The sequence below is a fragment of the Oceanobacillus sp. FSL H7-0719 genome (assembly GCF_045040795.1).
GTDB lineage: Bacteria > Bacillota > Bacilli > Bacillales > Amphibacillaceae > Oceanobacillus.
This window is the reverse complement of record NZ_CP150301.1, coordinates 2,104,821-2,130,874: the sequence shown is the minus strand read 5'-3', so window position 1 is coordinate 2,130,874 and position 26,054 is coordinate 2,104,821. Positions and strand designations below refer to the sequence as shown.

Genomic DNA, 26,054 nt, shown 5'->3' with positions numbered 1-26,054 from the left:
GTAAACCATGTTAAAAAGAAAAGGCAAATTAAAAGGTGATAAATTCGATGTTTTTTCTAATATTATTGTAATCATATTTGCAATAATGAGCTTATTTCCTTTGTATTGGCTTATCACAAGCTCACTTAAAACGAGTGCAGCAGTTGTAAAGATGCCGCCAGACTGGTTTCCAAAAACGTTCAATCTATCCAATTATGCAGACGTTTTTGAACATAACCCTGCATTTAAATGGGCATTAAATAGTATTACTGTGTCTCTCGTTGCAACGATTGCTTTAATCATTGTTGGCTCGTTAGCGGCCTACGCGTTTTCAAAGCTTGAATTCAAAGGCAAGAATATTATTTTTATTATCTTTATATCCAGTCTCATGATACCTAAAGAGGTAATGATTGTACCTTTGTATCGGATTGTGGATGATATGGGAATGATTAATTCACTCCATGGGATGATATGGCCCAATGTAGCCACAGCATTTGGTGTGTTTTTATTAAAGGGTTTCTTTGACAGTATCCCAGACTCTTTACGAGAATCTGCGAAGATGGATGGGGCGAGTGAATTACGTATCTTTGTCCGAATTATGCTTCCGATTGTTAAGCCGGGAATTGCTGCATTATTTATTTTATTCTTTGTGGATGTATGGAATGACTATTTATGGCAGTTAGTGGTTGGACAGGAGGAGAGCGCAAAAACACTTATGGTTGGTACAGCAACATTGATGCAAGACTTGAATCCGAACTTTGCCTATAAGATGGCTGGAGCAACAATAGCTGCTATCCCTATGCTAGTCGTCTTTCTCGTTTTCCAGCGTTCCTTTACTAGTGGAATAACAGCAGGTGCAGAAAAAGGATAAACTGAATATGGAGATGTGGAGCAATGAATAAAAAAGAGAAAATAATGCAAGCAATTAAAAACAACCTTGTCGTTTCCTGCCAGGCACTTCCAGATGAAGCCTTGCACAGTTCATTTATTATGGGAAGGATGGCAAAGGCTGCCTCACTTGGAGGAGCTAAAGGCATTCGAGCGAATAGTGTGGAGGACATTCAAGAAATAAAACGCGTTGTTGACCTGCCGATTATTGGTATTATCAAACAGGTTTATGATGGATCGGATGTGTTTATTACCCCGACAATGAAAGAAGTGGAACAGCTCTGTGATGAAGGGGTTGATATTGTAGCAATCGATGCGACAAACAGGATACGGCCGGACGGGAGAACGATTCATGAAGTTTTCCCGGCAATAAAAGAAAAATACCCTGACCAATTATTTATGGCAGACTGCTCGTGTTTCGAGGATGCGAAAACAGCTCATGAATTGGGATTTGATTTGATAGGTACAACACTGAGTGGGTATACGGAAGAGACGAAAGGCAGAAGTCTGCCAGATTTTGAACTAGTTGAGCAATTAGTAAAAAATATACCAGCTCCGATTATTTCAGAAGGTGGAATCTGGACACCGGAACAGTTAGCGGAAATGTTTGAGCTAGGCGTTCACACAGCAGTTGTCGGAACTGCGATAACGAGACCTTATGAAATTACAAAGCAATTTGTGCATGCAATTCGTGACTGAGTTATCGCTAGGCTAATTATAAAAAGGAATTGTACGGAGATGAAAAAAGATGGGGATTTTAGGTATAGATATTGGCGGCACTTCAATTAAAGCGGGAAAAACAGATAATGAGGGCAATATAGAGATTTTCCGGGAATTTGAATCGGACGGCAGGCAAGGAGCAGATCGACTTATGAAACGGCTCTTCCGTATCATCGCTGAATTTGATGATTTTGAAAAAATAGGCATCAGCACTGCAGGCCAAGTGAATCATACAGACGGTTCTATTCTATTTGCAAATAACAATATACCTGGCTATACAGGTGTAGAATTAAAGTCGATTATAGAAAACCAATTTCAGCGGTCGGTTAAAGTTGAAAATGATGTCAATGCCGCAGCACTGGGGGAGAAGTTTTTTGGTGCAGGGAAATTATATCGTGATTATTTATGTTTAACTTATGGTACAGGTATTGGCGGTTCTATTATAATGAATTCGAAGGTGTACAGAGGCAACAATGGCAGTGCAGGGGAGTTTGGCCATATACTTACCCACCCATCCGGCCTTTTATGTAATTGCGGAGGGCGCGGCTGTTATGAAGTGTATGCCTCCACATCTGCATTAATTAGGAAAGCAATGGAAATAGATAATAGCTTGGACAATGGCAGAATGATCCTTGCAAGTTATAATGAAGGAAACAGCAGATTAAAAAAAGCCATCAAGGATTGGACAGATGAAATAGCTAATGGCATTGTTTCATTGATTCATATTTTTAATCCTCCCTTGATTATCCTTGGTGGTGGAATTATGGAACAGGATTTGGTAGTTAAACTGGTTTCAGAGAAGGTTCAGCAGATGATTATGGATAGTTATAAAGACGTTAAAATCGTAAAAGCTTCCTTAGGCAATAAAGCTGGAGTACTGGGAGCAGTTTCACTTTTCCTGGAACAAGTGGAAGGAAGGGTAGCGGATGGCAAGAATTGATATATTTTCGTTGATTCAGTCAAGGCATCGATCACTTACAAATGCGGAAAAGAAAGTAGCAGACTATATTTTAAAGCATTCGAAGGAAATCATTTATATGTCGATTACGGATCTGGCAGACGCCTGTCATGTCGGCGAATCGAGTGTGTTTCGTTTTTGTAAATCTCTAAGTTTTAAGGGGTATCAGGAGTTCCGAATTGCTTTGGCACATAGCATTTCCATGGAGGATGAAACACCGCAGCTATCCAGTGAAATAACAATGCAGGATTCAACTGGTGAAGTTGCCTCTAAGGTATTATCAGCAACAACAGATGCACTGGCACAAACACATAGTTTAATAAATGAGCAAGATGTTTTACAAGCAATTGAATGGATGATAGAAGCGGAACGGGTTCACTTTTTCGGTGTTGGGGCATCCTTAATGACGGCGATGGAAGGGAAAAACAAATTCATGCGGATTACCAATAAAACGGAGTGCTCCATCGATTCCCATCTCCAAGCGATGTCAGCAGCTTTACTTACAGAAAAAGACGTCGGAATCATTATTTCCTACTCTGGCTCAACAAAAGATACGATTGAAGTAGCGAAAATTTTAAAAGAGCGAGGCACAAAAGTAGTTTCAATTACACGTTTTGCAAAATCACCATTGACCAGTTATTCGGATATTACCCTGCTTTGTGGAGCAAATGAAGGCCCGCTCCAAGGTGGAAGTTTATCAGCGAAAATCTCTCAGCTCTATTTATTGGATGTCTTATATGCAGAGTATTTTAAGCGGACAAATCAGGAGTCAATCAGGAATAAAGAAAAAACAGCAGATGCAGTTATTGAAAAGTTACTATAGCTGACATCTATGGATTGGAAGATGAATGATGCAGAATAACACAGCGATTCTCATAAAAAATGCAACAGTTTATTTAGAGGATAATAAGCTGTCCCAAGGTAATATTTATCTTGAAAACGGAAAAATAAAATCGATTGGGAAGGGAGAAATCCCTTTTGATAAAGCGTCTCATGTAATTGATGCAACAGGATTGAATGCAATCCCAGGGTTTATTGATGGGCATATACATGGTGCAAATGGGGCAGACACAATGGATGCAACAGCTGAGGCACTGGAGAAAATCGCATCGACTCTGCCAATGGAAGGCACAACTAGCTTTCTAGCGACGACGATTACCCAATCAACGGCCAATATAACGCGTGCATTAGAAAATGCTGCATGCTATCAAAATAAACCAGGGCATGCTGAAATGGTTGGCATTCATTTAGAAGGACCTTTCGTGGAAAAAACAAAAGCAGGTGCACAGCCGAAGCAATATATTATTCAGCCGGATTTAGAGCGGTTTTTAGAGTGGCAGAAGCAGGCCAATGGAAAAATAAAAACAATTACAATAGCTCCAGAGCATGATGAGGATGGCCGTTTTATTCGGAGTCTGGCAAAATCCGGAGTGAATGTATCGGCAGGACACACAAATGCTGGTTTTGCTGGTATTAAAAAGGCAGTGTCCCAGGGTGTTAGCCAGTTAACACATCTATGCAATGCAATGAACGGCATTCATCATCGTGATATAGGGGCGGTCGGAGCAGCATTTCAATTGGAGTCATTACGAGCAGAGCTGATTGCAGATGGAATCCATGTTTCTCCGGAAATGCTGCAGTTAATTTATAATAATATAGGCAGTGAGCGAATTATTTTAATTACAGATGCCATGCGTGCCAAAGGACTGCCAGATGGGAAATATGAACTTGGCGGTCAGCCGGTCAAAGTGGAAAACGAGATGGCAGTTTTAGCTGATGGAACACTGGCAGGAAGCATACTGAAGATGGATGAGGCTGCGAAGCAGATGCTGAAGCTTGAGGGTGTCACCCTCAAGAGTATTGTGGAGATGGCTTCCGTTAATCCAGCAAAACAAATTGGCATTTATAACGAGAAGGGCAGTATCTCACCTGGCAAAGATGCGGATATCCTGCTGGTCGATGATGCGCTTAACATTCGTTATACCATTTGCCGGGGACATGTTTCTTTCCAGTAAAACAATTCAAATGACATAGCTTTGGAGATGGGAGAGATTAGACAGTGCATGTTATCAACGTAAAAAATTACGAGGAGATGAGTGAAAAAGCGACTGACATTCTGGTTCATCGCATCCATTCGCTGGAAAAACCAGTTCTCGGCTTAGCAACTGGTTCGACACCAGAAGGACTTTATCAGCGTTTGATCGAAGAATACGAGCAAGGTGCGATATCGTTTAAGCATGTTACCACATTTAATTTAGATGAATATGTTGGCTTGGAACAAAACGACTCTAATAGCTATTATCAGTTCATGAATGAAAAGTTATTTCGACATGTGGATATTGCAATGGAGCGCATTCATATTCCAAATGGAGCTGCTCTGGATTTGGGTAAGGAATGTGATGCATATGAACATGCGATTAAACAGGCAGGTGGAATTGATATTCAACTATTAGGAATTGGTGCGAACGGGCATATTGGTTTCAATGAACCAGGGACACCCTTTTCCAGTAAGACCGATATCGTCGATTTGGAAAAAACCACAATTCAAGCAAACGCCAGATTCTTCCATTCAATCGAAGAGGTGCCGACACAAGCAGTTTCCATGGGAATCGAAACAATTATGAATAGCAAAGAAATCCTCTTACTCGTTTCTGGCGAAGCAAAAGCAGATGCAATGGCAAAGTTGTTAGCTGGAGGAGTGTCCGAAGACTTTCCAGCGTCTATCCTGAATAACCATGCGAATGTCACTGTCATTGTGGATGAAGCAGCATTAGCTGATCCGAAGCAGAAATAATTACTTGAAGGACGTTGGGACAAAAGAAATATAATTTAATAAAATCCGAACGATACTTTAAATTCGTTCGGATTTTAAGTGGAATCCTGATGCCCTTAATTCAGTACTTAGCATACTCCTCTGGAAAATTGCAGCCCGAATACACTTCGCTTTCCAGGGGCGGCTGGTGAGCCACGACGCACAGGACGTGCTAATGCAGATGTTGCCACAGGACGTGGCGTATGTAATCTGCCTCGTGCTAATGCACTCGCAGTCTCACCCATGCCTCTCATCCCACAGTCAAACCATGTATCGCAAAAAGCGCTATACACCACAGGGGATGAAAATGGGTATGGTTTGGCTATACTGATGCTACTGCTGGATGAGGAAGGTCGAAACACCTTGGTGCGTGAGAGCCCTACCCACAATCTGTCTCCTTCGACCTCGGTGCATCACTGATTGTTGCTCCCTTTATGGGAAGTACTCATGGTAGATTAACCCTATTCTGGTTGTTGCGCCAGCCTTTAATTATATGCCGTATAATACTTAAGGAGGTTCGTGGAAGAAGGGAATGGGGTTATGACACACCAACACATACGGTGCCGCACCGTATGGTAAACAGAGACTGGAACTATGTCATTAAAACACCCACACACAGAGTACCTAAATTCTATCAAGGTCGTCCAATTTCGTGCAAGGTGCGGCGCGATGGACCCCTAAACGACAACTTTCTTACTTTTCAACATAAAAATCTCCGTTTAAATTTTGTGCGCTTGGCAGCACTCCGAGCTAATGGATGGAAGTCCCTAACACGCCATTGAGGCGGGAAATGTCTAGTTAATATGCATTTCGGATAATACTGCAAAAGAAGAGGATGTGCTAAGCACTTCGTAATCCCCTTTGCAATCAATAAACTCAAAGAAAGTGAGGACATCTATTTGGCTTTTCCATTTTTTCATAGATTTTTATTATTATTTTCTGCTCTAAATCGGATCATTCTTGATAGGGTGTGTTTCGTAAACCTTTTTTAATTGATGGACGAAAGTAGGAAATGACCTTCGATAGATTACCCTCTTCTAGTGCTATTAACAAACCAATGTTATCCAAAATTTATCACCTCGATAAATTATCTTTTTTAATGCAGTACTATGGTTATATGAAACTGTTTGTTCTGATTTATTTAATACCTCAGCAACTTCCTTATTATTTAATCCATGGTCATAAATTAACTCCAAAAATGAACAGCATAAGGGAACTGTTAGACAATCAGTTATCTAATTATGTAACAATCTCTTTTCTATTAAAATTGTTCGTTTATTAGACTTTTTTGCTAAAAAGCCTTGAAGTTTTGACTTTTTTAAAATAAATCCTCTTATACAGTTAGGATCATTTAGAAAATCTAAGTGATATATAAAGCTAAAGGAGGAAATATTTATGGCTGAGGATTATGGTATTTATAGCTATAACATCCAAGAATTAGACGAGGGCCTGATAGAATTGTTAGATAATGATTCTATTCGTTACGTAAAGAAAGCATTGAAGTACATGGATCTTAATAGTTCATTGATTGATCACAATGCGCAAGAAAGAAAAGGGTATATTTTAACGTTGTTACCTGTTGAAGAAAGCGAATCTGATTCTAAAGGGGTCAAAGTGTTAATCACTTTCTTGAAACTTCAGGAGACTTCTTACGTAATGGTTTCAAAAGCACTTTTTGAAAATATAGAAGGAGAAATTGAAAATAGGTACTCAATAGAGTTAAATAAGATTTCTACTTCTGAAATAGGCAAAGTAAAAACAGCGGTCACTTTCGATGACGGCGTTAGGATTGGTGAATATCAATCGCAAACAGACGATGATACTATTTCACTCCCTGATCTGTTGAAAGAAGAAATTGCGGTCAATGGTGGCATCCGCATACAGGCACTCCCTTGTATCCAAAGCGGTTGTTGTACATTTAGTGGTGTTAAATATAAGTGGTGCGGTGCGGGATGTGGAAGTGGAACTCCAGTAAATTCATTGGATACTTGCTGCCGAACACATGACTATTGCTATGGATCATTCAAAAGTTATCCAGATCGATGCTCTTGTGACCGAAATCTAAGAAGCTGTGCAGCTAACACCAGTGACCCAGGAAAAACCTCTATTCGTGCAGCATTCTGGGCAAAAATGTTAGCTCAAGGATGCTAGGATAATTATTTAAACCAAAAAGTCTCTTTCCTGTTAAAGTAATAGGAGGGAGATTTTTTTGTTTTTTTATAAAAAGTGAAACGATATTGCGAATCATTTCGTTTATGAGGTAAGGGGAGTAGGAAGCATATGAATTCAATTGAGGAGATTTTCAGATTATACTCCAATGACATTTACCGATATATTTTGTCAATGGAAAAAGACAAGTATGCTGCTGAAGATATACTTCAAGATACTTTTTTAAAAGCATATATCGGTATGGACACTTATCAGCCAGATAACGTAAAAGCTTGGTTATTTACTATTGCCAAAAATTGCTTCATTGATCACTTTAGAAAAAAAAAGAAAGTGATTTTGACAACCGATTTTTTTCAAGAAGTTGATATATGTCAAATCAAAATAGAAGACATCATCATAACTAATGCAATCATTGATGACGTTATAAAAATTATAAACACACTCCCTATTAAACAAAAAAAAGCAATCATTCTTAAAGACTTTAAAAGCCTTACTTATGAGGAAGGAGCTTTCATTATGAATGAAAAAGTATCAACCTTTAAAACGTTAGTCCATAGGGCACGAAAACATATCAAACAAAATTATAAGGAGTAAATAAAATGAAAACGGAAAACAATTCTCATATCAGCAATGAAAAACAAAGCAAAATTATAATGTCGGCGAAACGCAAAGCAAGATGGAATACAATTCTTCTCGTGCTGTCAATTATATTTTTGATACTACCGTTCGGTTACTTGTCAACACTCATTTATTACAAGGTAAATGACAGGGCAAATAATGAAATACTTGTTTTAGAAACCATTTATTCATTAACGGAACCGAACCTCCAAGTGAGCGATACCAAAGTTGAATTAAAATTCGCCCCATTTTTCGGACTCCATTTATCAGCACCATTATATAAAGAAATTGGATCAGAAACCTTAAAAGCCGGGGAATATGATTCCGATTTAGCGCTCGGTTTCAATCGAAATGAATCCGTAAATTTAACGGTTAAAGAAAATACGATGAATCTTAGAGATAGAGAATTTTCTTTTGTATATCCAAGTCAAGATATCCCTAGCCGGTTAATGAATGGCTGGGATAAGCTAAATGAAATTCCAGAGGGTACAGTGACCGAAGCATTCTTATCTTTGGATAAGTCTTACCATCCGAAAGAATTAGAGAGCTTATTGTTAGACTACGATATAAAAGTTGTATGGAATGCCGTAGATACAGGGCTTGAAGATGAAATGTTAGATAAAGATGGTTCTGTAGTTACACCTATAGGATATCCAGAGGAAAATACAACCCCCAGCAATTCTTCTTTCACAGAAGAAGATAACAAAGATCTCTTTCTTGAACAATTAAATTATTTGGATGAACAGGAAAAAATTGCAACTAGTATTATGGGAGAGGCGTCTATCGCTACGAAGGAAAGATTGAATTATATTAGTCAGAATGGAATTAAACTTTATGGGGTAGTCATTACAGGACCGACAAAAGAAATACACAAGCTAAGGGCGCAAAAGGAGATAAGAGGCATTCATATAGGTGAAGTAGAATTTTGGAATTGGAGCAAGTCGGAATAGATGGGAGATTAATAAAATGAAATTGACTTATAAATATTTTTATTCAGCAAGTTATTCATCTATCATTGTTGGGCTAATTAGCTTGTTGATACTAAACATAAACCTTTTGTTTCAAACGGAGTTTAGTGAAAACTTTTTATTACAAGGACTAGGAATATTTCTAGGAGTTATCGGATTATTTAACAATCACAGCAAAATATCCGGAGTATTGGGGATCTTGTTAAATACCTTTTCGATTATATTCATTATTGTTGTTTCTCTCATAAGTTTAACGATTAATTATCAACCTTAAACAAAATGCGGTTAATCAATATATAATATAAGGAGTGATTTAATTGAGTAAGAGGGCTTTTCATATATTTAACATTATAATTTTACTTTTATTACTTTCGTTTAATTTCTTGGCCATATCCGGTGCTGGAATAGGTGAAGGAGGAATAAGTTCTGGTATGTGGTTTATTACTGGATCCTCATTGGGATTTTGGCTCATCTTTTACATTATTCAATTTGTGAGTTCTAACAAAACATGGAGAATTTCCTGGTTTCTTATTATGGTAGTATTTCTATTGTTTTGGGAAACAGGACTTGGCTCCGCTGTCGGGGGAATGTGGTTTGATATGAATTAAAAGTAATTTTATATCTATTTAGGTTTTAAGCTAACATAAAGGAAAAAGTGCAAGTTATTTTTATTTTAAATTTTAAATTTTAAATTCCTCTTTAAGATAATAAACAAAGATTAAAGGAGGAATAAAAAATGAAAGAGAAAAAGAGAGAGAAGCATGACCATGTAGCTCCTCAAGCTGAAATGGGATGTTATAAGCACACAGATTGTTGTTATGAAAAAGGCTGCCCTGGCCTCTGGAAAGTTATTAATAACGAATTAATATACACTGGTAAATGCTGCTAGAATTATAAAAGAAACACTTCTATGTTTATTAGGAGTGTTTCTTTTATATTTACAAAACGCAATGAACATGGCTAAACGTACTTCCTAGGGGCTGTATGATTCAAAATAAAAGTGCAGAGTATTGCAAAGGGATTTGACGTTGCAATTTTACTTTGAGAAGCGGACGTGATAGCCTTCATTGGTAAAGCCAGCCTTGCTACGACTGGCTTCATGGCTTTGTAATCATGCCCGCAGAGACTCAAATTCAAGTTGCAACATTATGTAATTGCAGTTGCAATCTTATGTATTTTTGTTTTGCAAAATACACTAGGGGCCAACCAGCAATAATACTTGTTGATAAAATGTACTACTATTGGCTACGTATTTCGTATAAAAGATTATCATACTTACAGGAATATTTATATACATGCTTACACTTATCTGTAAAACTGTATTGATGTAAAGGAATGTCCTCGTTGCCAGGTTATTTTATCCACTATGTTAATAATTGTAATGCCTTTGTATAAAGCTTTTTGCCCGTTACGGGAAATAATTAGAACCGGCTTTCATACCCCATCTTTATTAAATTATCACGGGAGATTCGAAGAGATTCATAGACATCACTACCATAGCGGCCATCTTGTTCAATCAGCAAATAATCGCTTCCACTCTCCATACCTGTTTGGATTATTAGAAGTATATCTAAACTCCCCTTGCCAATTGTAAAATTTTATATTATGCGCGATGTAGTATAATTCAATATCATATAAGCAAGTCTTGTAATTGCTGATGCTTGCTGTCAAAAATAAATAAGTTTTAAAAAACTAATAATACGTTTACTTTTTAGTGTGTTTCACCTCTTTACATATTGATGCGCATCTACCATATAAAAACAGAAGGATGAATTTTAAGGCTCTTAAAGCAAAAACAATGACATCTTCAGATTAAGATTGTAATTCTTTGTATGTTTTAAATCCGATTAAATCTATATGTATTGTTGTAACGTAAAAGTTAGGAGGGGGAAAGATGGATATTGTCTTTATCATTTTAAATATTGTCGTCTTATTCATTGTAATTGGTTTGCTTTATTCCATGCAGAAAAAGCACATTTCATTTGGTAAGCGAGTTTTGACGGCAATGGGAGTTGGGCTCGTATTAGGTGCTATTTTACAGGGCATCTATGGTGCTGGAACTGATATACTGACAGGAACTCTAGATTGGTACAGTATAGTCGGAAGTGGATATGTACGACTCTTAATGCTGATTGTCGTACCACTCGTAATGGTTTCTATCATCCGGGCGATTATCAACTTGGAAAAAACGAAACAACTCGGTAAGATGGCAGGTTGGGTGATTGGGATTCTCATTGGTACTACAATGATTGCAGCTGTTATCGGAATTGGAGCAGCACTTCTATTCGGCCTAAGTGCCGACCAGATTGAAGCCGGTCAATCCGAAAATGAGCGAGCTGCTTCGATGGAAGAACGTTATGCAAGTATTGGAGACCAGACGACACCACAACGAATTTTAGCGTTTATCCCAAATAATATTTTCCTTGATATGACGGGAGAGCGTCCAACATCTGTCATTGGAGTGGTTATCTTCTCACTTATTGCAGGAGTGGCGGTACTCGGAATCAGAAGAAAACAACCAAAACAGGCAGAACTGTTTGTAAAAGGGGTCAATGCGATTTATGTCATCGTTATGCGGATTGTAACCTTGATTCTTCGTTTGACACCATATGGGGTACTCGCACTCATGACGAATATGGTTGCAAATACAAATTATGCTGGGGTGTTGGAACTTGGTAAATTCGTGATATCTTCTTATGCAGCATTAATTACGATGTTGCTCATCCACTTAGTTCTCGTAGCAGGGTTTGGATTGAATCCAATGACATATTTGAAAAAAGCATTCCCAGCACTTGCATTTGCTTTTACTTCACGCTCAAGCGCAGCGACACTTCCAATCAATATTCAAGTACAAAGAAATGAACTTGGAGTTGATGAGGGAACAGCGAACATTTCTGCATCATTCGGCGCAACGATGGGTCAAAATGGCTGTGCCGGTATTTATCCAGTAATGCTTGCTGTCATGATTGCGCCAATGGTTGGAATCAATCCATTAGCGTGGGATTTCTTAATTCCATTAATCCTTATTACTGCAATCAGTTCATTTGGTGTAGCTGGTGTTGGTGGCGGTGCAACATTTGCAGCGATTATCGTTCTATCTTCTATGGGGCTTCCAGTAGGTCTAGCAGGACTGTTGATCTCTGTTGAAGCACTTATTGATATGGGCCGTACAGCACTTAACGTAAATGGATCTATGGTTGCTGGAACACTGACATCCAAAATTATTGGCGGCCACGATGCAGAGAAATTCAATGACAAAAACTCAGTGGCTGACAACCGGTTGTATAGTTCAAAAAACGTAAAGATATTAAAATGAACTGCCCCCTGTCAAGTAGGTAGAGGCCGCACCGAATCCCGGTGCGGTTTTTTTAAAAAATGTATACTTTCACATACCTTTTGTATATAATAGTATACAAATGAGGTGAATCCATTGAAGAAAGGGTATTTAAAAAATAATGTCCGGCAATTTAGAAGAATGAACGATATGACACAAGAAGAACTTGCCGATAAGGTTGGAGTGCATCGTCAAACGATTGTTTCCATTGAGAAGCAGAAATATGAACCATCTGTCAGTATTGTTTTAATGCTCTCCAGGATTTTAGACCTGCCAGTTGAGAAATTATTTTTTTTAGAGGAAGAACAGCGATAATTTTTAGGAGGGGTTACGTATGCGTGTGAAAAAATGGTTACTTTTGCTTTTCTATGTGTGTATGTTTGGACTTGGAATATATCTAGGATTGTCGAACTTTGAAAAAGGAAACATCTCTTGGGTGATTTGGGTCGTATTTATCATTGGGATGGGTTATCAGATTTATAGATTTCTCACCAATCGAAAGAACGGTGAATTGGATAATGACGTGATCGTTGCAGATGAACGAATCATGCGTAAAATAATAAACTCACTTGCTATCGCATATATTTGCATGTTGACCGTTTTAATAATAGCAACAGCTGGTCTCTATTATGGGTTTATTGCTGGCGAACCGCTGAATTTTATGGTCGGAGCAATACTAATAAGTCTGTTGGGATTTATGGTATCTCAAATCGTCCAACGTTTTATGGGATAAAAATGGTGAAGTAATTTTGTCAAAAAGTCTCACTCATCCTCTTTATATATCGAAAGCCAAAATTTAAAGGAGGATATCTAATGACACTTATGAATGTACTTTCATTGGATGCACAGGAAAGACAAGATTTTGAGGCAAAAATCAAAGAAAAGATAACGTCTCGTTTTAACCTTGCAGCAGACTTCACTAGACTGCAATCAAATGAGGTGGACTTCTCGGTTCTTGCCAATCCCGACGAAGTGCAATCAAAGGCAAACACGCTCGGGAAGCGATTTGTAGTCCCAGTAAAAACAGATGAAGGGCTCGACGGTGAAGTAACGTATACGGAACTTCAAGAAGTAGAACTGATCAACATTGCCACCAAAACAAAAAAGAGCGACCTTTTAGAAGGACTACAAAAAGTTGCTAGTTCTAGTGCAGAATTCAAGCAACTCACTGAACACCTTATTGCTGAAGGATATACTGTCAAAGACGAAGAGAAATATGTCCTTCAAACCAAAAATTATCTTCTAGACAAAGCTGGAGAAACGCAATCTCAAGAGCAAACGATTTTAGTTCTTCCTGTCTACCAAAACGAAGAATTGATCGGTGAGTTTGCAATTGACGGGAGCAACCAAAAACCAATCGTTGTGATGGGGAATCTAAGAACCTTTGTCCATGAAGAAGAAGGAATTGTAACGATTCAAGCGGAGGGTTGTAGTTTGAGATGGACCCGATGTATGGCTGACCGATTAAATTGTGGTACCTGGAACAGCTGTCTTATCACATTCGGATCCTGTATCGCTGCATGTTGCGGTTGTGCCAACCCATATCTATGTATCGGATGTATCGCATGTGCCATCGCAGTTGTTGGTGCTGCTTGGTCCTGCCGAATGTGTGTCGTTGGTGCTTCCAGACCGAATGAATGTCCAGTAAGCTAAATTAACCAGAAAATGAAGAAAACCCATACCGTATGATTCAGTATGGGTTTTCTTTTTGTGACAGCATAACGATAATCTGCTGTATGCGATATTTTAAATGATTGTAAGGTGTGTGATACCAAATCAGTATATGGTATGAAAAGAGTGAGAATTCAAGGTGTGTTACACAACGTGCCTATCTTGGATATATAATGTGTGGAAACATCGGCACTCATCATACACCTCGTAGCGACGAATATATCCTGATATATATTATATATGATTCGTATGAGGTATTGTATGTCGTTCGAGGTACTTTTTTCGGCTTCGAGTTGCATATTTTATATCACACGGTGTACGTATATTACAGGAAATGATTAAAGATGAGCTGAAACTCGCAGGGCTTAGGAAGCTCTCCGAGATCTCGCCACTCCTAATGCAGATAAAATAGCCGTTACCGTATACTTTCCTCGAAATTTATCCACCAGCCGTAATACTATTTCTTTCTCAACTCCTTTTTCACTTCTAAATACTTTTTTAAAATTTCATTCTCCATCTGTAAATGCTCTATTTTTGCATGTTTCTTTTCCTCTTCACTTTTCCATTCAGGACCGTGGCCATAAGAATACTGTTTACCTATTGGTTGATCAAAACGGTGGATTTGATTCTCTCTATACCACTTCATCCACGTTTTAATTTGTGAGACATTCTTAATTTCATACTTATCCATTATTTCTTTGTTCGTTAATTCACCACTCATTTTATCTTTTACAACCGCCCATTTAACTTCACTAGAATAAAAATTTTTGCCCACGCAAAACACCTCCGAATAGTATTTGTTTGATTATACCATGTCGAAAGTGTTTTTTATTGTCCCATTTTATTGTGTTAGTCTATTTATTGGAGTGGGTTTTATTTATCAAAGGGCACTTTACATTCGTAATAGTCATACTGTCTATTACAAAGCCTCCGTATCTTCGCGGACGCGTTCATACTATCTAAAAGAAGATCATAAATCAACCCTTTCTCTACCTCACCAATTCCTTCACTTTGCAAAAGATTCGAATAATAATGTGTCATTTCCCTAGATTTACAGTAGCAATTCAGCAATACACTGATATCCATGTTGGCTCCCCCCCTTATTTTTTGAGGTTTCTAATGACGGACGATAGTTCTAAGATGACTTTTTCCAAATCATCCAACTTACGTTCAAACCGAACAAAAAGGTATACGGTTATCGCAATCGGAAAACCGAAATTACCTACTAAACTAATCCAAATAGGAATGCTTTCCAGTGTCATAATATCCCCTCTCTCTTTTGGTTTCATCAAGCGAAAGAATCTATCCGGAAATGAAGAAGTCTTACCACGATAGATAGACTGAGAGGCTGATTACACAGAATGTTAAAGGCGGTGCCCGGGATTGAACCGAGGATCAAGAATTTGCAGTCCTTTGCCTTACCGCTTGGCTACACCGCCATTTCTATGATCAAGGGAAGGGAAGGTGAAGGTGCGTGTTTTCTAAACCTTCCCTTCTTGGATTGTTTATTGCATGGCGCCCATTAGTTGTTCGCGGTTGAAACCGGTAATCTGTACCGTATTTGTTCCTTTTTTCTTGACGTCAAAGAATGGAATACCTTGCGCCTTCAAATCCGTTAAGTAATCTTGATTTTCCAGTTCATCCACGTTCTTGAATTCATAAGCAATATTATTCTCGTCTAACCAACTTTTGACGTTCCTACAATGAATGCACCAATCCGCCCGATAAAGCGTCACTTTTGTATCCGGCATATGTTTCCCTCCTTCTCATCATCTCACTCATTAAAGAGACAAATAGAAGGGCGCAGTCAAAAAAAATAGGATTAAATATAACTTAACGATAGAATGGAACATACAATCTTTCAGTTGTATCCTTTTTTGACCTTTCATGTAATTTATTCTCTTTAGATGTAAAAAGGGGGAATGAAATTGAGTCAAAGTTATTCGTTTACCATTCAAGAGAAAGAGAAACTAAAAGAACCCATTGTATCCAATTTTCTAAAGGAGGAAGCAAACCACCAAAAGCTTAAAGCCTTTATTGAATCACCCAATCAGGAAACCAAACATGCTCTGGATTCCGCGTTTAGAATCTACTACAAGCGAGTTAAAGTTATTGCTTATATTGACAAGCTCATCCACTACTACTCGATGGACTTGGATAAAAGGAATAACAAACACTATGCGAACCACCAGCTCATTTTAGACAAACCGATAGGAGAAGACGGCAACACGACGTTGATAGACATCATAGCCTCCGAGCAGCATCCTGCACTGCACCCCTACCGGTTCTCTTTGGAGGAATTACTGGAAGACTTGAATCTATATAAGGCTTGGAACACCCTCTCCGATAAACAGAAGGAGGTGCTGACACTCAAGTACCAGTACAATCTAAAGGATGTGGATATAGCAGAAGTGCTATCCGAATCCAAACAGGTCATTTCGTACAACCACAATAAGGCCATTATTATTTTAAGACGTTCCGTAAAGGATAATTAGGAGGGATTCCTATTTGTAGAATCGAAGATGTTACGTGTGAGGAAATTATCAACAATTTTGAGCCAAAGATCATGAAGGTGGTCAGTAAAGTATCGTACAACGACCGGGAAGACATGAAGCAAGATATCCAAATGAAAATATTGGAGAAGATGACAATGCTGGAAGACTTAGAAGTACCAGGATTTTTAGAGTTTATCAACGACAACGAATAAATCCTTCCCTCCTTAATTCTATCTCTGCTATTACACCACAGATGAGAACAACACAAATACTTTTTTTCGCTAAGGGAGGTTTTTTATCGTTAAGGAAAAGGGTGATGTGCGTGACGAACTCACACCATAAGTTTGCAATGCGATTACTGTCACCAAACACGAACACTTCTTGAAATCTATTATCGTGTGTATATTACGGCTGTTTAATTTGCAATCTTAAAAATGTTTGTATTATATACTCCTTAACTTTCGTCCACACTGCTATCAAGGAACGGATGATAATGGCATTAAAAATGACAAAAGAGGAATCTAAGATTCTAGCCAAGAAAGCAATTGAACACAGTAAAAAATATAGAATTCCATTAAAAAAGAGGAAAACAAGAAAATAAACCGGCTATTAAAGTCGGTTTATAATTAACGTGCATATCTTCTGACATCATTCAATGAGATAAATCTCTATTTCTTCTGGGAGCATTCCAAATACACCGAGACTAATATGAACGAAACTGTCAAGTTACCCTCTAAAACTTTTTTTGTTTGGTAATTTGGGCAGCTCTAAATTAAGAGTCTTTCATGGCTCTTTTTTTAAATCACCTTTTACAGCTGGTTTATATCTATAAGCCCAGGAAGATTCAATTAATAATCTGCGTATGTGCTGGTTACCCGTCTTGGTAATCTCACCCTGCTTCCGTGTTGCTCCGCTTGAACTTTCACTTGGTACAAGCCCATTGTATGCCATGAAATGCTCTGCTGTTGGAAATCTTTCAAATGAGCCGATTTCAGCTGCCAAACTTGTGGCTGTAATGAGTGCAACTCCTGGAAGTGTCATTAACGCTTGAATCGTTGGTGCATGTATGCTGTCTATTGATTGCTTTTCAATTTCCTCTTCTAGTATTTTCACCTGTTGTTGATGTTCTTTTAGCTGTTGCACATATTCTCGAAATGCAACCTCCACTGCGGCATATTCAAAGTGATAACTATCTAACCATTTCCAATATTTTGCTGACCACTTAGTGGTCCCTAGCGGTTCACTTACTTCATTTCTTAACAAAAGTTTAGTTACTCTTTGTTTTGCTCTTTTCCCATCTTCTTTTATTGCTTCACGTGCACGTATGAGGTCACGTAATGCTTCTCCTTCCTTTGTTGGCACATAAATGGAAGTCAGCTCACCAGCCCGGTGAAGACTAGCTAATTTTAATGCATCGCGTTTATCGGTTTTTATGCGGTTTCCTGGTTTATTTGGAATAAGTGAAGGGGCAACCACCTCGCATTCAATATCCATGCTATTTAAAAGCCTGTACAAGCCATAGCCAGTTGGACCGGCTTCATAGCACACGTGTAATTGTTCCGGCTTGCCTAACTTATTCATTAATTTTCTTATGGACTGTACAGAATAGCTTATCATCCCAATATATCTAGGCTTTGAACGACCCTCGTCAGCGACTGCCACCGCAATATTCTCCTTAGAAACGTCTAACCCAACATATTTTGTGGTATTATTCATTATAACTAGCTCCTTTCGTATAATAGCTCTGATTTGGTTTAGTATGTTCTTACTTATTCTATACCCAAATTAACCTACGAGATTACGAATAGGGGCTAGTTTCGTTCATAATAACTCCTGCAGGAAGAGAGGCCTAGATGAGACCATGGAGTGCATCAGCACGGGGCAGATTAAGTACGCCACGTCCTGTGGCAACATCTGCACTAGCACGTCCTGTGCGTCGGGGCTCATCAGCCGCCTGCGGAAAGCGAAGGGGCATTTGGAATGCGGACCTTCAGCAGGATAATCAAACAGCAAAACGAACATTACTCTGAATTAAGGTGATCAGCATTTTCTATCGACTATGAATCATTTTCCTGTTATAAAAAGTTAACATTAAAAGCTCTTTATTCGATAATGTTCGTCTTTTATTTGGTTGGTATTAGTTAAAAGTCCCGGCCTCTTTCTGTTTTTTTCTTGGTTTTCAGCAGAGATGATAGAAAAAAGTGCCTTATCGCCCGAAAGAAGCGGTAATCGTGTGAAACGGTCGATGAGAGCAGCTCTAAACGCCCGGAAGAATTGGAATCAGGTTCGCCCGGTCGAATAGAGGAGCTCTAAACGACCGGCAGAATGAGAATCAGGTTCGCCCGGTCGATGAGAGGAGCTCTAAATGCCCGAAATAATTGGAATTAGTTTCGCCCGGTCGAATAGATCGGCTCTAAACGCCCGAAAGAATGAGAATCAGGTTCACCCGGTCGAATAGACGATCTTTCATCAGCCGAATCATGTTGGATTACTTAATAAAACGGACAAATCGCTTTTTGCCAATTTGTAAAACCTCCTGATTCATTATCACGCGTTCTAAATCATCCTCAAGCAATTTTTCTTTATTAAGTCGAACACCGCTTTGCTTAATTAAACGTAAAAATTCACTTTTACTTTTTACTAGTCCAATATCAATAAGCTGTGGAATGAGATCAGCAAGCGTTTCTGCTCCAATCTCTATTAAAATTTCAGGGATGTCATCTGGAATTTCTTTTTGGCTAAAAGCAGTTTCAAAATATGTTTGTGCTCGGAGTGTTTCCATTGCTCCCCAGTATAAATTTGTAATTATATTAGCTAATTGAAGTTTTATATCTCTTGGATTTGCTCCTTTTTCCAGAAGTTGTTTTATATTTTCTATTTCATCTGGATGTTCATCTGTTGCTAATTCAAAGTATTTCATAATCAGATGATCCGGCACTTCCATCACTTTTTTAAACATGACTTCTGCAGGCTCATTTACCCCGATATAGTTTCCGAGACTTTTGCTCATTTTTTCTATGCCGTCCAGTCCTTCAAGCAAAGGCATGAAAATTGCGATTTGCTTTTCCAGTCCCCAATGCTTTTGAAGTGTGCGCCCCATTAAAACATTAAAAGTCTGGTCTGTACCGCCCAATTCAATATCCGATTTTATTTCCACTGAATCGTATGCCTGCATGAGTGGGTAGAAAAATTCGTGAATTCCAATTGGCGCATGATTTTCATATCTGTTTTGAAAATCATCACGTTCCAATATCCTGGCGACCGAAGTAGTTGCTGCTAATTGAATGACCTCTTCGAATGTAAGTTTCGATAACCACTCACTGTTATAACGGACAGTTGTTTTTTCTGAATCTAACACTTTAAAGATTTGTTCAAAGTATGTTTTAGCATTTACCCTTACCTGTTCGTCACTTAAAGCTGCCCGGCCTTTTGCTTTCCCTGTAGGATCGCCAATTCGGCCAGTAAAGTCACCGATAATAATGACAACTTTATGCCCTAAATCTTGCATCTGTTTCATTTTCCTCAGAACAACTGCATGACCTAAGTGAATATCCGGGGCAGAAGGATCTAGCCCTAACTTAATCGTAAGCGGAGTCTGTGACTGGTATGATTTTTCCAATTTAGCCAGCAGCTCTTTTTCGTTTACGATTTCCTCCGCACCTTTTGAAATGATTTTTAATTGCTCTTCAGCTTTTAGTAACATCCTAACATCTCCCTTGAAATATTATTTCTAATATTGCAGGTTCTATAAGAAACACAGAAGACAAAAAAGCGCCCTTCTGGTTAAAAACCAAAAGGACGATTCATCTCGTGTTACCACCTTTAATTCATAAGCAACTCACATTGCCTATCTTAGTAAGTACGGTCGTTTGACGATACTTCAGCACAGGATTACGGGTGCTAAACCGGCGCAGCCTACTAAGGAATTCCTTTTCGGTACACAGCTCCAAGATGTATTCACAATCGTTCAACATGCACCTCTCATCAACCGGTAACTTTCTGTCTGTCTACATGATTGCTACTCTTTCTTATCATAGCCTTTGTTCTTATACTCCGAAATGCTTCAAACAAATCTTCGTTATGCAGATATTAATTGCAGTTTATTCTATATACATTCCGAACAGTTGTCAAGACATGAATTTTTTATTAATGAAAAGAGCAGACTTTTACACATCACTGTCTCGCATTTGTCAGCAGATTAGAAGATATTTATGCCTGTCTATTATTTACTCCACGCTGCAAAGAAACCATCTCTTCCGCAAGCTGCTGAATCCTCTCTGAAACACGTTCATCGATAATTTCATCACTGTCTATCTCAAACGCGCTATTATGGACAAATACATTGTTCGTAGGTACGAAGCCTTTAAAATAAGACAAAATCGATCGCAAATGGTATTCCATAACGAGAAAATGTTTGTCAGACCAGCCGGTTGCAATCATGCCTGTTACTTTATGTTTAAATGCATATTCAGGAAAATGGTCGAACAGATTTTTTAAAGCACCTGAAATAGATGCTTGATAAATCGGTGTTCCGAAAATAAGAAAATCTGCAGATGAAATCTTTTGAACAACATTCCAAGTATCTTCATTATAATCAGCTAGCGGAGCGCCATTAAAAAAGTCAATCTCATAGTCCCTTAAGTCGATTAATTCTGTTTTTATATTTGAGTCGAATCGGCGGGCATAGACTAAAACATCATTCACAACAGCAGATGTTTTGTCACCGGCAAGAGCTCCTGATACTCCGACAAGTTTCATTATTTATACCTCTTTTCAAGATTGTTTTATTATGTTGATTGATAGTATGAGTTTATCATTTCGCGGGGGAAGACTCTAATCTTGAGATTGGTTTAGAGGTGTTATCCTACTAATATATGTTGGGCATGGGGAATTCTGCATGAAAAAGGGACTAGAATGGTTATCTAATCCCTCAAGGAAGATTGTTTACAGCAGTTAAACAATCGCCACTTTTTCCTGTTTCTGTTTTTTATAAAACAGCATTTTTTTGAGAAATGGCAATGCCCATCTGTCCGCACCATATCTGCCTGCATTGCTTCCAGCTATCGCGATAAATACAGTGAGTACAGCCATTTGCGCATCCATCATCCCGGCGCCGCTAAATAGGAATGATAAATTCATCACAATCCCCATTAAAGCAGCAAAGTTGGAGAAAATCCCCAATATCAAGGCAATACCAACTAATAACTCGCCCCATTGCACCATGAAGGAGAATAGTCCAGCATTTGGCAATGCAACTGTTTCCAGAAAAGACTGCCACCATGCCGGAGCAGCTGTGTTTTCGGACGCCATTTTGATAAAGCCGCTTGCATCAAATCCTCCACTAGTCAGTTTGCCAATTCCTGCCGTCAACCAGCGGTATCCAATATATATTCTCAATAAAGTTAAAAATCCAGCAACAACTTTATTATTTCTAAGAAAGTTCATAACCATATGTATCCTGCTCCTTTTATATTTTTTGTTCACTAATTCACAATGAGTTATATACATAATAGCACTCCGATTTACGTGAGTGTGTGACGAGCATCACATTTTAATTTGTATTAACAAAGTTGTAATAGAAAATGGATATTTACTAGATAATTATAGTGGAAACGTGTGGCAAGATAATTTATGATGAATTGTAAAGAAATTTCCTGCAATTAGGAAACCAATAATAGGAGGGGAAAGCATGAATAATTTAATTAAAAATCAGGTAAATACTATTTTCGTCCATGTAAGTGATTTAGAGGAATCAGTAAAATGGTACAGTCAATTACTCGATCAGGAAGCTGATTTATCTAAAGTTTCAAGACCTGTCTATAATTTCACTATGAATCACTATACTGGGCTCACATTGGATGCAGGACCAATGGGTACCACGAAGAAAGTCATCCCTGCTATGCAACCATTATTTAACTTTCATACGGATGAGATTAAGGAAGCCTATGAGTATATTAAAAAGCTGGGTTATCAACTAGAATCAGAGATTGTTGAATTTGATGATTTTGCTTATTTTAACATCAGTGATCCGGATGGGAATGTTATTATGATTTGCAATGGGTAAGTTAATTTTTTGTATACCAGGTTAATGAAACAGATTTCAATTTAGGGATTTATTCGCTTTTAATGATTCCAATTCTGCCTCCGGTCTGTAAAGCTTATATAAATCGTCAGCAAAATACAAAGCAAAAGTGTCACATGGAATATGAAATGAAGCGTGTTCGGAACAATTCCATGCATGACAGGCAGGAAAGAATGCGTATCTCCAAACATTATCTGGTATCTTTCCACCTTTTCCTCCGCGCCAATACCGAAGAAATAGGGTATCCACCAAGAAAATAATACGCCTGTAAAAATACAGGAAGGATGAATAATTAGCCATAGCTTTGCCCAAATAGGATATCTTTTTCCAATAAAAATAAAGATAAGCACCATTAATATTACAATCTGGACTACACCAATTAATGTGATGAATAGCAATTGACTTGCTGTGTTCTCTTGAGCAATTGCATCTATATCATTTAATGAGCCTAAAGGAACCCAATCTTGGACGAGCATAAAAAGCAAAATGAAGCCATAACAGGCAATCAAAAACTTTTCGGAAATGCGCACTTCTCTCTTCAAGTGGATAACTTCCCTCCCATATCAGTATGCTTTCATATTATTCTAGCATGGACATAATTATGTTGGTACCAATACTTTATATATTTAGATAAGATAATTTTCACTGATTATGAAGCACAATTACCCGCGAACAATGGAATAACATGACCCATCTTGATTCTCATGGTAAAATGTCCTTTAAAGACAAAGAGAATGTGAGGTGCAAGCAATGAAAGCATATATATTAATAGTTGAACTGACAGATTCAAATCCACTGATATGGAGAAAAGTCATCATGCCAGCAGGGGCAACATTTAACAGGCTGCATGACACAATCCAAAATATAACGAACTTCCAAGGCGGCTATCCTTCCGAGGGCTATCATCTTTATGAATTTCAGCTAAAAGAAGAAAATAGAATTGTGACGAATAATGAAGAAGCATATCACGAGCACCAACACTATAAAAAGAACAAGGCTGTTTTTAAAAAACGACTAGAGACAATGCCTGAAGATATGAAGAAATTCGAGGAAAAACGTCAAAATAGATTAAAAGTTGAAGTCAGGAACCCCAGTGGCTTAAAAATTGATGATTATCTGGAAAAGTATAAGGAAATCAACTATATATATGATTATGGAGATGATTGGAATTTCTCAATTCAACTTGAACAGATTGTCGATGATTACTATTTCGGCTATCCAACCCTTCTTGATGGGGCAGAAACAGCGCCGCCTGAAGATGTAGGAGGGATAAGTGGGTTTTATGAATTTCTTGAAGTTTACCGGGATCCAAATCATCCAGATTATCAGGATGCAAAAGAATGGGCGGATTCATCATACTTCAGAGAGTATGATTTTGAATGGGTTAATAGCAGTCTTAAATCGCTAAATTATAAGAAAACAGAATGGGACAAGTTGAACCATAAGAATTATAAAGTAATTGATGATAAGTATCGGAAATAATAAATGGAAACTCTAGCAGTTAACAAGGGAATCACATTTATTAAACTATATTAACTAACAACAGGTGGGGTAAGAGAAAATGAGCAGTTATTCAGCACAGAAAATACAAACATATCAACAAGAAAATGAGAATCGGGCACGTCTATTGATTCGCTGTCCAGATCAGCCAGGTATTGTCTCAGCGGTGTCAAAATTTCTTCATGAACATGGTGCAAATATCGTAACATCTGATCAATATACACTTGATCCCGAGGGCGGTCAGTTTTTCATGCGTATCGAATTTGATTGTCCTGCATTAATGAAGCGAAAAGAAGAGCTGGAGGAGGCGTTTCTGCCAATAGCTGAAACATTTGCGATGCATTGGGAAATCAGATATGTACAGGAAATTAAGAAGATGGCAATTTTCGTATCAAATGAACCACATTGTTTATTAGAACTCCTTTGGGAATGGCAGAGCGGGGACTTGATGGCTGATATTTCACTTGTAATCAGTAATCATGAGACATCACGGGAGATTGTAGAATCACATGGCATTCCGTTTTATTATATTCCTGCGAACAAGGATATCCGGGCGCAGGTGGAGCAGCAGCAAAAAGAATTGCTTAAACAATATGATGTTGATTTAGTAGTGCTTGCACGTTATATGCAAATTTTAACACCAGATTTTGTGGAAGATTACAAGGATCGCTTAATCAATATCCATCATTCATTCCTTCCAGCTTTTATTGGAGCAAAACCATATGAACGTGCTTTCCAGCGCGGTGTAAAAATGATTGGTGCAACGTCGCATTATGTGACAAATGAACTGGATGAAGGACCAATTATTGAACAGGATATTGGCAGAGTGGACCATCGTGATAATGCAGCAGCAATGAAGAAAATCGGCCAGTCTATTGAACGCAGTGTACTGTCACGTGCGGTTAAATGGCATTTAGACGATCGGATTATTGTGAATGGGAATAAGACAATTGTTTTTTAACAGATAAACAGAATGAGAGAGTTTTTACAAAAAGGGACGCACATTACTTGGTGTGTCCCTTTTTATGTGTAAATTTTTATTCCCAATTATGAATGAAATTTTACATAAGCAGGAGAAATTCTATCCGATTGCTAAAGACAGCAGTTTTTAAAATGCACTTTTAATCAATTTGCTGGTATATGGATGATTTGCTATTATTTTTTAGTTATTTATAGGCATTCACCGGTTAGGATAAGTTAATCGAGTCAAATCATGTTTAATCATAGAATATACAGTTTAATCCGTTTTGACGTAATTTTCTATTAACGTTAAGCTTTAAAAGTACTAAAAATTTTTTAGGTGGTGGGAGCATTAAGACTTTAGAAACTGGTGAGAAACCAATAGTAAAAAGAGAATTTCATTTTAGAAAACCAGACAAAGAAGACGGGGCTGCAGTTTGGGAGTTAATTAAACATACTGGAAACCTTGATTTGAATTCCTCCTACAGTTACATCATGTGGTGTGAGATTTTTTCCGAAACATCGATTGTAGCATTTGAGGAAGAGGGGCATTATCAAAAGCCTGTTGCATTTGTTTCTGGATTTATTCATCCAGAGGATCCCGACACATTATTTATTTGGCAGGTGGCTGTTCATGAATCACAGCGAGGGCAAGGGCTGGCAACAAAAATGCTGAATCAGCTTTTAGAACGTAAATCCTGCGAAGATATTCAATATATTGAGACGACTGTATCGCCGTCAAACACAGCTTCGAATAATTTATTCTTAGGCATTGCAAGAAAGTTTCAGGCCAATTATAGGATTGATAAATACTTTGAACCGGAGAACTTTCCGGAAGCTGAGGATGAGACACACGAAGCGGAATGGCTTTACAGAATTGGACCATTTAACAAATAAAAA

31 protein-coding genes, 1 tRNA gene and 1 other annotated feature are annotated in these 26,054 nt (G+C 38.1%); of the genes, 20 read left to right on the top strand and 12 right to left on the bottom strand.

The annotated features are described in order from the left end of the window. The first annotated feature begins 7 nt into the window (after positions 1-7). From NST93_RS11195 to nagB, 6 genes are read left to right on the top strand one after another with little or no spacing between them, the layout of a single operon-like run. Positions 8-850 (top strand): carbohydrate ABC transporter permease, encoded by an 843-nt coding sequence (locus NST93_RS11195; protein ID WP_405097018.1) that lies wholly within the window; start codon positions 8-10, stop codon positions 848-850. 23 nt (positions 851-873) lie between these two features. Beyond that, positions 874-1,566: an N-acetylmannosamine-6-phosphate 2-epimerase gene (locus NST93_RS11190; RefSeq protein ID WP_405097016.1), complete on the top strand. Its 693-nt coding sequence runs from the start codon at positions 874-876 to the stop codon at positions 1,564-1,566. Between the two features lie 49 nt (positions 1,567-1,615). Further along, complete coding sequence (locus NST93_RS11185) at positions 1,616-2,527, top strand: ROK family protein (protein WP_405097014.1); 912 nt, start codon at positions 1,616-1,618, stop codon at positions 2,525-2,527. Continuing rightward, positions 2,514-3,368: a MurR/RpiR family transcriptional regulator gene (locus tag NST93_RS11180; protein WP_405097012.1), complete on the top strand. Its 855-nt coding sequence runs from the start codon at positions 2,514-2,516 to the stop codon at positions 3,366-3,368. Before NST93_RS11185 ends, NST93_RS11180 begins: the two co-directional genes overlap by 14 nt. 28 nt (positions 3,369-3,396) lie before the next feature. Then, positions 3,397-4,560 carry an N-acetylglucosamine-6-phosphate deacetylase gene (gene nagA, locus NST93_RS11175; RefSeq protein WP_405097010.1) on the top strand — a complete coding sequence of 388 codons (1,164 nt, stop codon included), beginning with the start codon at positions 3,397-3,399 and terminating at the stop codon, positions 4,558-4,560. 44 nt (positions 4,561-4,604) lie between these two features. After that, a complete protein-coding gene (gene nagB / locus NST93_RS11170) occupies positions 4,605-5,339 on the top strand; it encodes a glucosamine-6-phosphate deaminase (protein WP_405097008.1) in 735 nt (244 codons plus the stop codon). A 107-nt stretch (positions 5,340-5,446) separates the two neighbouring features. Here the strand turns inward: nagB and NST93_RS11165 are convergent, their stop codons facing one another. Together NST93_RS11165 and NST93_RS11160 are read right to left on the bottom strand one after the other, a co-directional pair. Beyond that, positions 5,447-5,602, bottom strand: coding sequence for a hypothetical protein (locus NST93_RS11165; RefSeq protein WP_405097006.1), 156 nt, complete (start codon positions 5,600-5,602; stop codon positions 5,447-5,449). An 801-nt stretch (positions 5,603-6,403) separates the two neighbouring features. Beyond that, positions 6,404-6,553 carry a sigma factor-like helix-turn-helix DNA-binding protein gene (locus NST93_RS11160; RefSeq protein ID WP_405097004.1) on the bottom strand — a complete coding sequence of 50 codons (150 nt, stop codon included), beginning with the start codon at positions 6,551-6,553 and terminating at the stop codon, positions 6,404-6,406. A 199-nt stretch (positions 6,554-6,752) separates the two neighbouring features. Here NST93_RS11160 and NST93_RS11155 point away from each other — a divergent pair, with 199 nt between their 5' ends. The 8 genes from NST93_RS11155 to NST93_RS11120 all read left to right on the top strand — a co-directional run bounded on the left by NST93_RS11155 (position 6,753) and on the right by NST93_RS11120 (position 14,099). Continuing rightward, a complete protein-coding gene (locus tag NST93_RS11155) occupies positions 6,753-7,508 on the top strand; it encodes a hypothetical protein (protein ID WP_405097002.1) in 756 nt (251 codons plus the stop codon). Positions 7,509-7,637: 129 nt separating this feature from the next. Then, entirely contained in the window at positions 7,638-8,120 is a 483-nt protein-coding gene (locus NST93_RS11150) for an RNA polymerase sigma factor (RefSeq protein WP_405097000.1), read from the top strand. Positions 8,121-8,125: 5 nt separating this feature from the next. Further along, complete coding sequence (locus NST93_RS11145; protein ID WP_405096998.1) at positions 8,126-9,094, top strand: anti sigma factor C-terminal domain-containing protein; 969 nt, start codon at positions 8,126-8,128, stop codon at positions 9,092-9,094. A gap of 754 nt (positions 9,095-9,848) precedes the next feature. Beyond that, the gene (locus NST93_RS11140; protein WP_405096996.1) at positions 9,849-10,001 is read left to right on the top strand and encodes a hypothetical protein; all 153 of its coding nucleotides are present in this window, start codon (positions 9,849-9,851) and stop codon (positions 9,999-10,001) included. A 1,005-nt stretch (positions 10,002-11,006) separates the two neighbouring features. Then, positions 11,007-12,428 carry an L-cystine transporter gene (locus tag NST93_RS11135; protein WP_405096994.1) on the top strand — a complete coding sequence of 474 codons (1,422 nt, stop codon included), beginning with the start codon at positions 11,007-11,009 and terminating at the stop codon, positions 12,426-12,428. A gap of 114 nt (positions 12,429-12,542) precedes the next feature. After that, positions 12,543-12,761, top strand: coding sequence for a helix-turn-helix transcriptional regulator (locus NST93_RS11130; RefSeq protein WP_405096992.1), 219 nt, complete (start codon positions 12,543-12,545; stop codon positions 12,759-12,761). Between the two features lie 19 nt (positions 12,762-12,780). After that, positions 12,781-13,179 carry a hypothetical protein gene (locus NST93_RS11125; protein WP_405096990.1) on the top strand — a complete coding sequence of 133 codons (399 nt, stop codon included), beginning with the start codon at positions 12,781-12,783 and terminating at the stop codon, positions 13,177-13,179. An 80-nt stretch (positions 13,180-13,259) separates the two neighbouring features. After that, positions 13,260-14,099: a hypothetical protein gene (locus NST93_RS11120; RefSeq protein WP_405096988.1), complete on the top strand. Its 840-nt coding sequence runs from the start codon at positions 13,260-13,262 to the stop codon at positions 14,097-14,099. A 475-nt stretch (positions 14,100-14,574) separates the two neighbouring features. Here the strand turns inward: NST93_RS11120 and NST93_RS11115 are convergent, their stop codons facing one another. The 4 genes from NST93_RS11115 to NST93_RS11100 form a co-directional block, all read right to left on the bottom strand. Continuing rightward, positions 14,575-14,892 (bottom strand): transposase, encoded by a 318-nt coding sequence (locus NST93_RS11115; RefSeq protein WP_405096986.1) that lies wholly within the window; start codon positions 14,890-14,892, stop codon positions 14,575-14,577. A 325-nt stretch (positions 14,893-15,217) separates the two neighbouring features. Further along, positions 15,218-15,379, bottom strand: coding sequence for a YvrJ family protein (locus NST93_RS11110; protein ID WP_405096984.1), 162 nt, complete (start codon positions 15,377-15,379; stop codon positions 15,218-15,220). Positions 15,380-15,485: 106 nt separating this feature from the next. After that, positions 15,486-15,556, bottom strand: a tRNA-Cys gene (locus NST93_RS11105). 66 nt (positions 15,557-15,622) lie between these two features. After that, entirely contained in the window at positions 15,623-15,868 is a 246-nt protein-coding gene (locus NST93_RS11100) for a glutaredoxin family protein (RefSeq protein WP_405096982.1), read from the bottom strand. A gap of 177 nt (positions 15,869-16,045) precedes the next feature. Between NST93_RS11100 and NST93_RS11095 the strand changes: the two genes are divergently transcribed. Then, complete coding sequence (locus tag NST93_RS11095; protein ID WP_405096980.1) at positions 16,046-16,612, top strand: hypothetical protein; 567 nt, start codon at positions 16,046-16,048, stop codon at positions 16,610-16,612. Positions 16,613-16,683: 71 nt separating this feature from the next. Further along, positions 16,684-16,824, top strand: coding sequence for a hypothetical protein (locus tag NST93_RS11090; RefSeq protein ID WP_405096978.1), 141 nt, complete (start codon positions 16,684-16,686; stop codon positions 16,822-16,824). Positions 16,825-17,395: 571 nt separating this feature from the next. On the opposite strand, the gene NST93_RS11085 is transcribed toward NST93_RS11090, so the two are convergent. From NST93_RS11085 to NST93_RS11065, 5 genes are all read right to left on the bottom strand, one after another. Continuing rightward, on the bottom strand, positions 17,396-18,328 hold the full coding sequence (locus NST93_RS11085) for an IS110 family transposase (protein ID WP_405096976.1): 933 nt from the start codon (positions 18,326-18,328) through the stop codon (positions 17,396-17,398). A 133-nt stretch (positions 18,329-18,461) separates the two neighbouring features. Further along, complete coding sequence (locus NST93_RS11080; RefSeq protein WP_405096974.1) at positions 18,462-18,587, bottom strand: hypothetical protein; 126 nt, start codon at positions 18,585-18,587, stop codon at positions 18,462-18,464. Between the two features lie 513 nt (positions 18,588-19,100). Next, positions 19,101-20,315 carry a tyrosine--tRNA ligase gene (tyrS, locus tag NST93_RS11075; protein ID WP_405096972.1) on the bottom strand — a complete coding sequence of 405 codons (1,215 nt, stop codon included), beginning with the start codon at positions 20,313-20,315 and terminating at the stop codon, positions 19,101-19,103. Between the two features lie 88 nt (positions 20,316-20,403). After that, positions 20,404-20,656, bottom strand: a binding site (T-box leader). A gap of 165 nt (positions 20,657-20,821) precedes the next feature. Continuing rightward, entirely contained in the window at positions 20,822-21,370 is a 549-nt protein-coding gene (locus tag NST93_RS11070) for an NADPH-dependent FMN reductase (protein ID WP_405096970.1), read from the bottom strand. Positions 21,371-21,565: 195 nt separating this feature from the next. Beyond that, on the bottom strand, positions 21,566-22,063 hold the full coding sequence (locus tag NST93_RS11065) for a DoxX family protein (protein ID WP_405096968.1): 498 nt from the start codon (positions 22,061-22,063) through the stop codon (positions 21,566-21,568). Positions 22,064-22,301: 238 nt separating this feature from the next. Here NST93_RS11065 and NST93_RS11060 point away from each other — a divergent pair, with 238 nt between their 5' ends. Further along, the gene (locus NST93_RS11060) at positions 22,302-22,676 is read left to right on the top strand and encodes a VOC family protein (RefSeq protein WP_405096966.1); all 375 of its coding nucleotides are present in this window, start codon (positions 22,302-22,304) and stop codon (positions 22,674-22,676) included. Positions 22,677-22,735: 59 nt separating this feature from the next. Here NST93_RS11060 and NST93_RS11055 read toward each other — a convergent pair whose 3' ends face one another. Continuing rightward, positions 22,736-23,236 (bottom strand): hypothetical protein, encoded by a 501-nt coding sequence (locus NST93_RS11055; protein ID WP_405096964.1) that lies wholly within the window; start codon positions 23,234-23,236, stop codon positions 22,736-22,738. Between the two features lie 208 nt (positions 23,237-23,444). Here NST93_RS11055 and NST93_RS11050 point away from each other — a divergent pair, with 208 nt between their 5' ends. The 3 genes from NST93_RS11050 to ectA all read left to right on the top strand — a co-directional run bounded on the left by NST93_RS11050 (position 23,445) and on the right by ectA (position 26,051). Beyond that, entirely contained in the window at positions 23,445-24,176 is a 732-nt protein-coding gene (locus NST93_RS11050) for a plasmid pRiA4b ORF-3 family protein (RefSeq protein WP_405096962.1), read from the top strand. A 79-nt stretch (positions 24,177-24,255) separates the two neighbouring features. Continuing rightward, positions 24,256-25,155, top strand: coding sequence for a formyltetrahydrofolate deformylase (gene purU, locus NST93_RS11045; RefSeq protein WP_405096960.1), 900 nt, complete (start codon positions 24,256-24,258; stop codon positions 25,153-25,155). Between the two features lie 350 nt (positions 25,156-25,505). After that, complete coding sequence (gene ectA / locus NST93_RS11040; RefSeq protein WP_405103848.1) at positions 25,506-26,051, top strand: diaminobutyrate acetyltransferase; 546 nt, start codon at positions 25,506-25,508, stop codon at positions 26,049-26,051. The last annotated feature ends 3 nt before the right edge of the window (positions 26,052-26,054 follow it).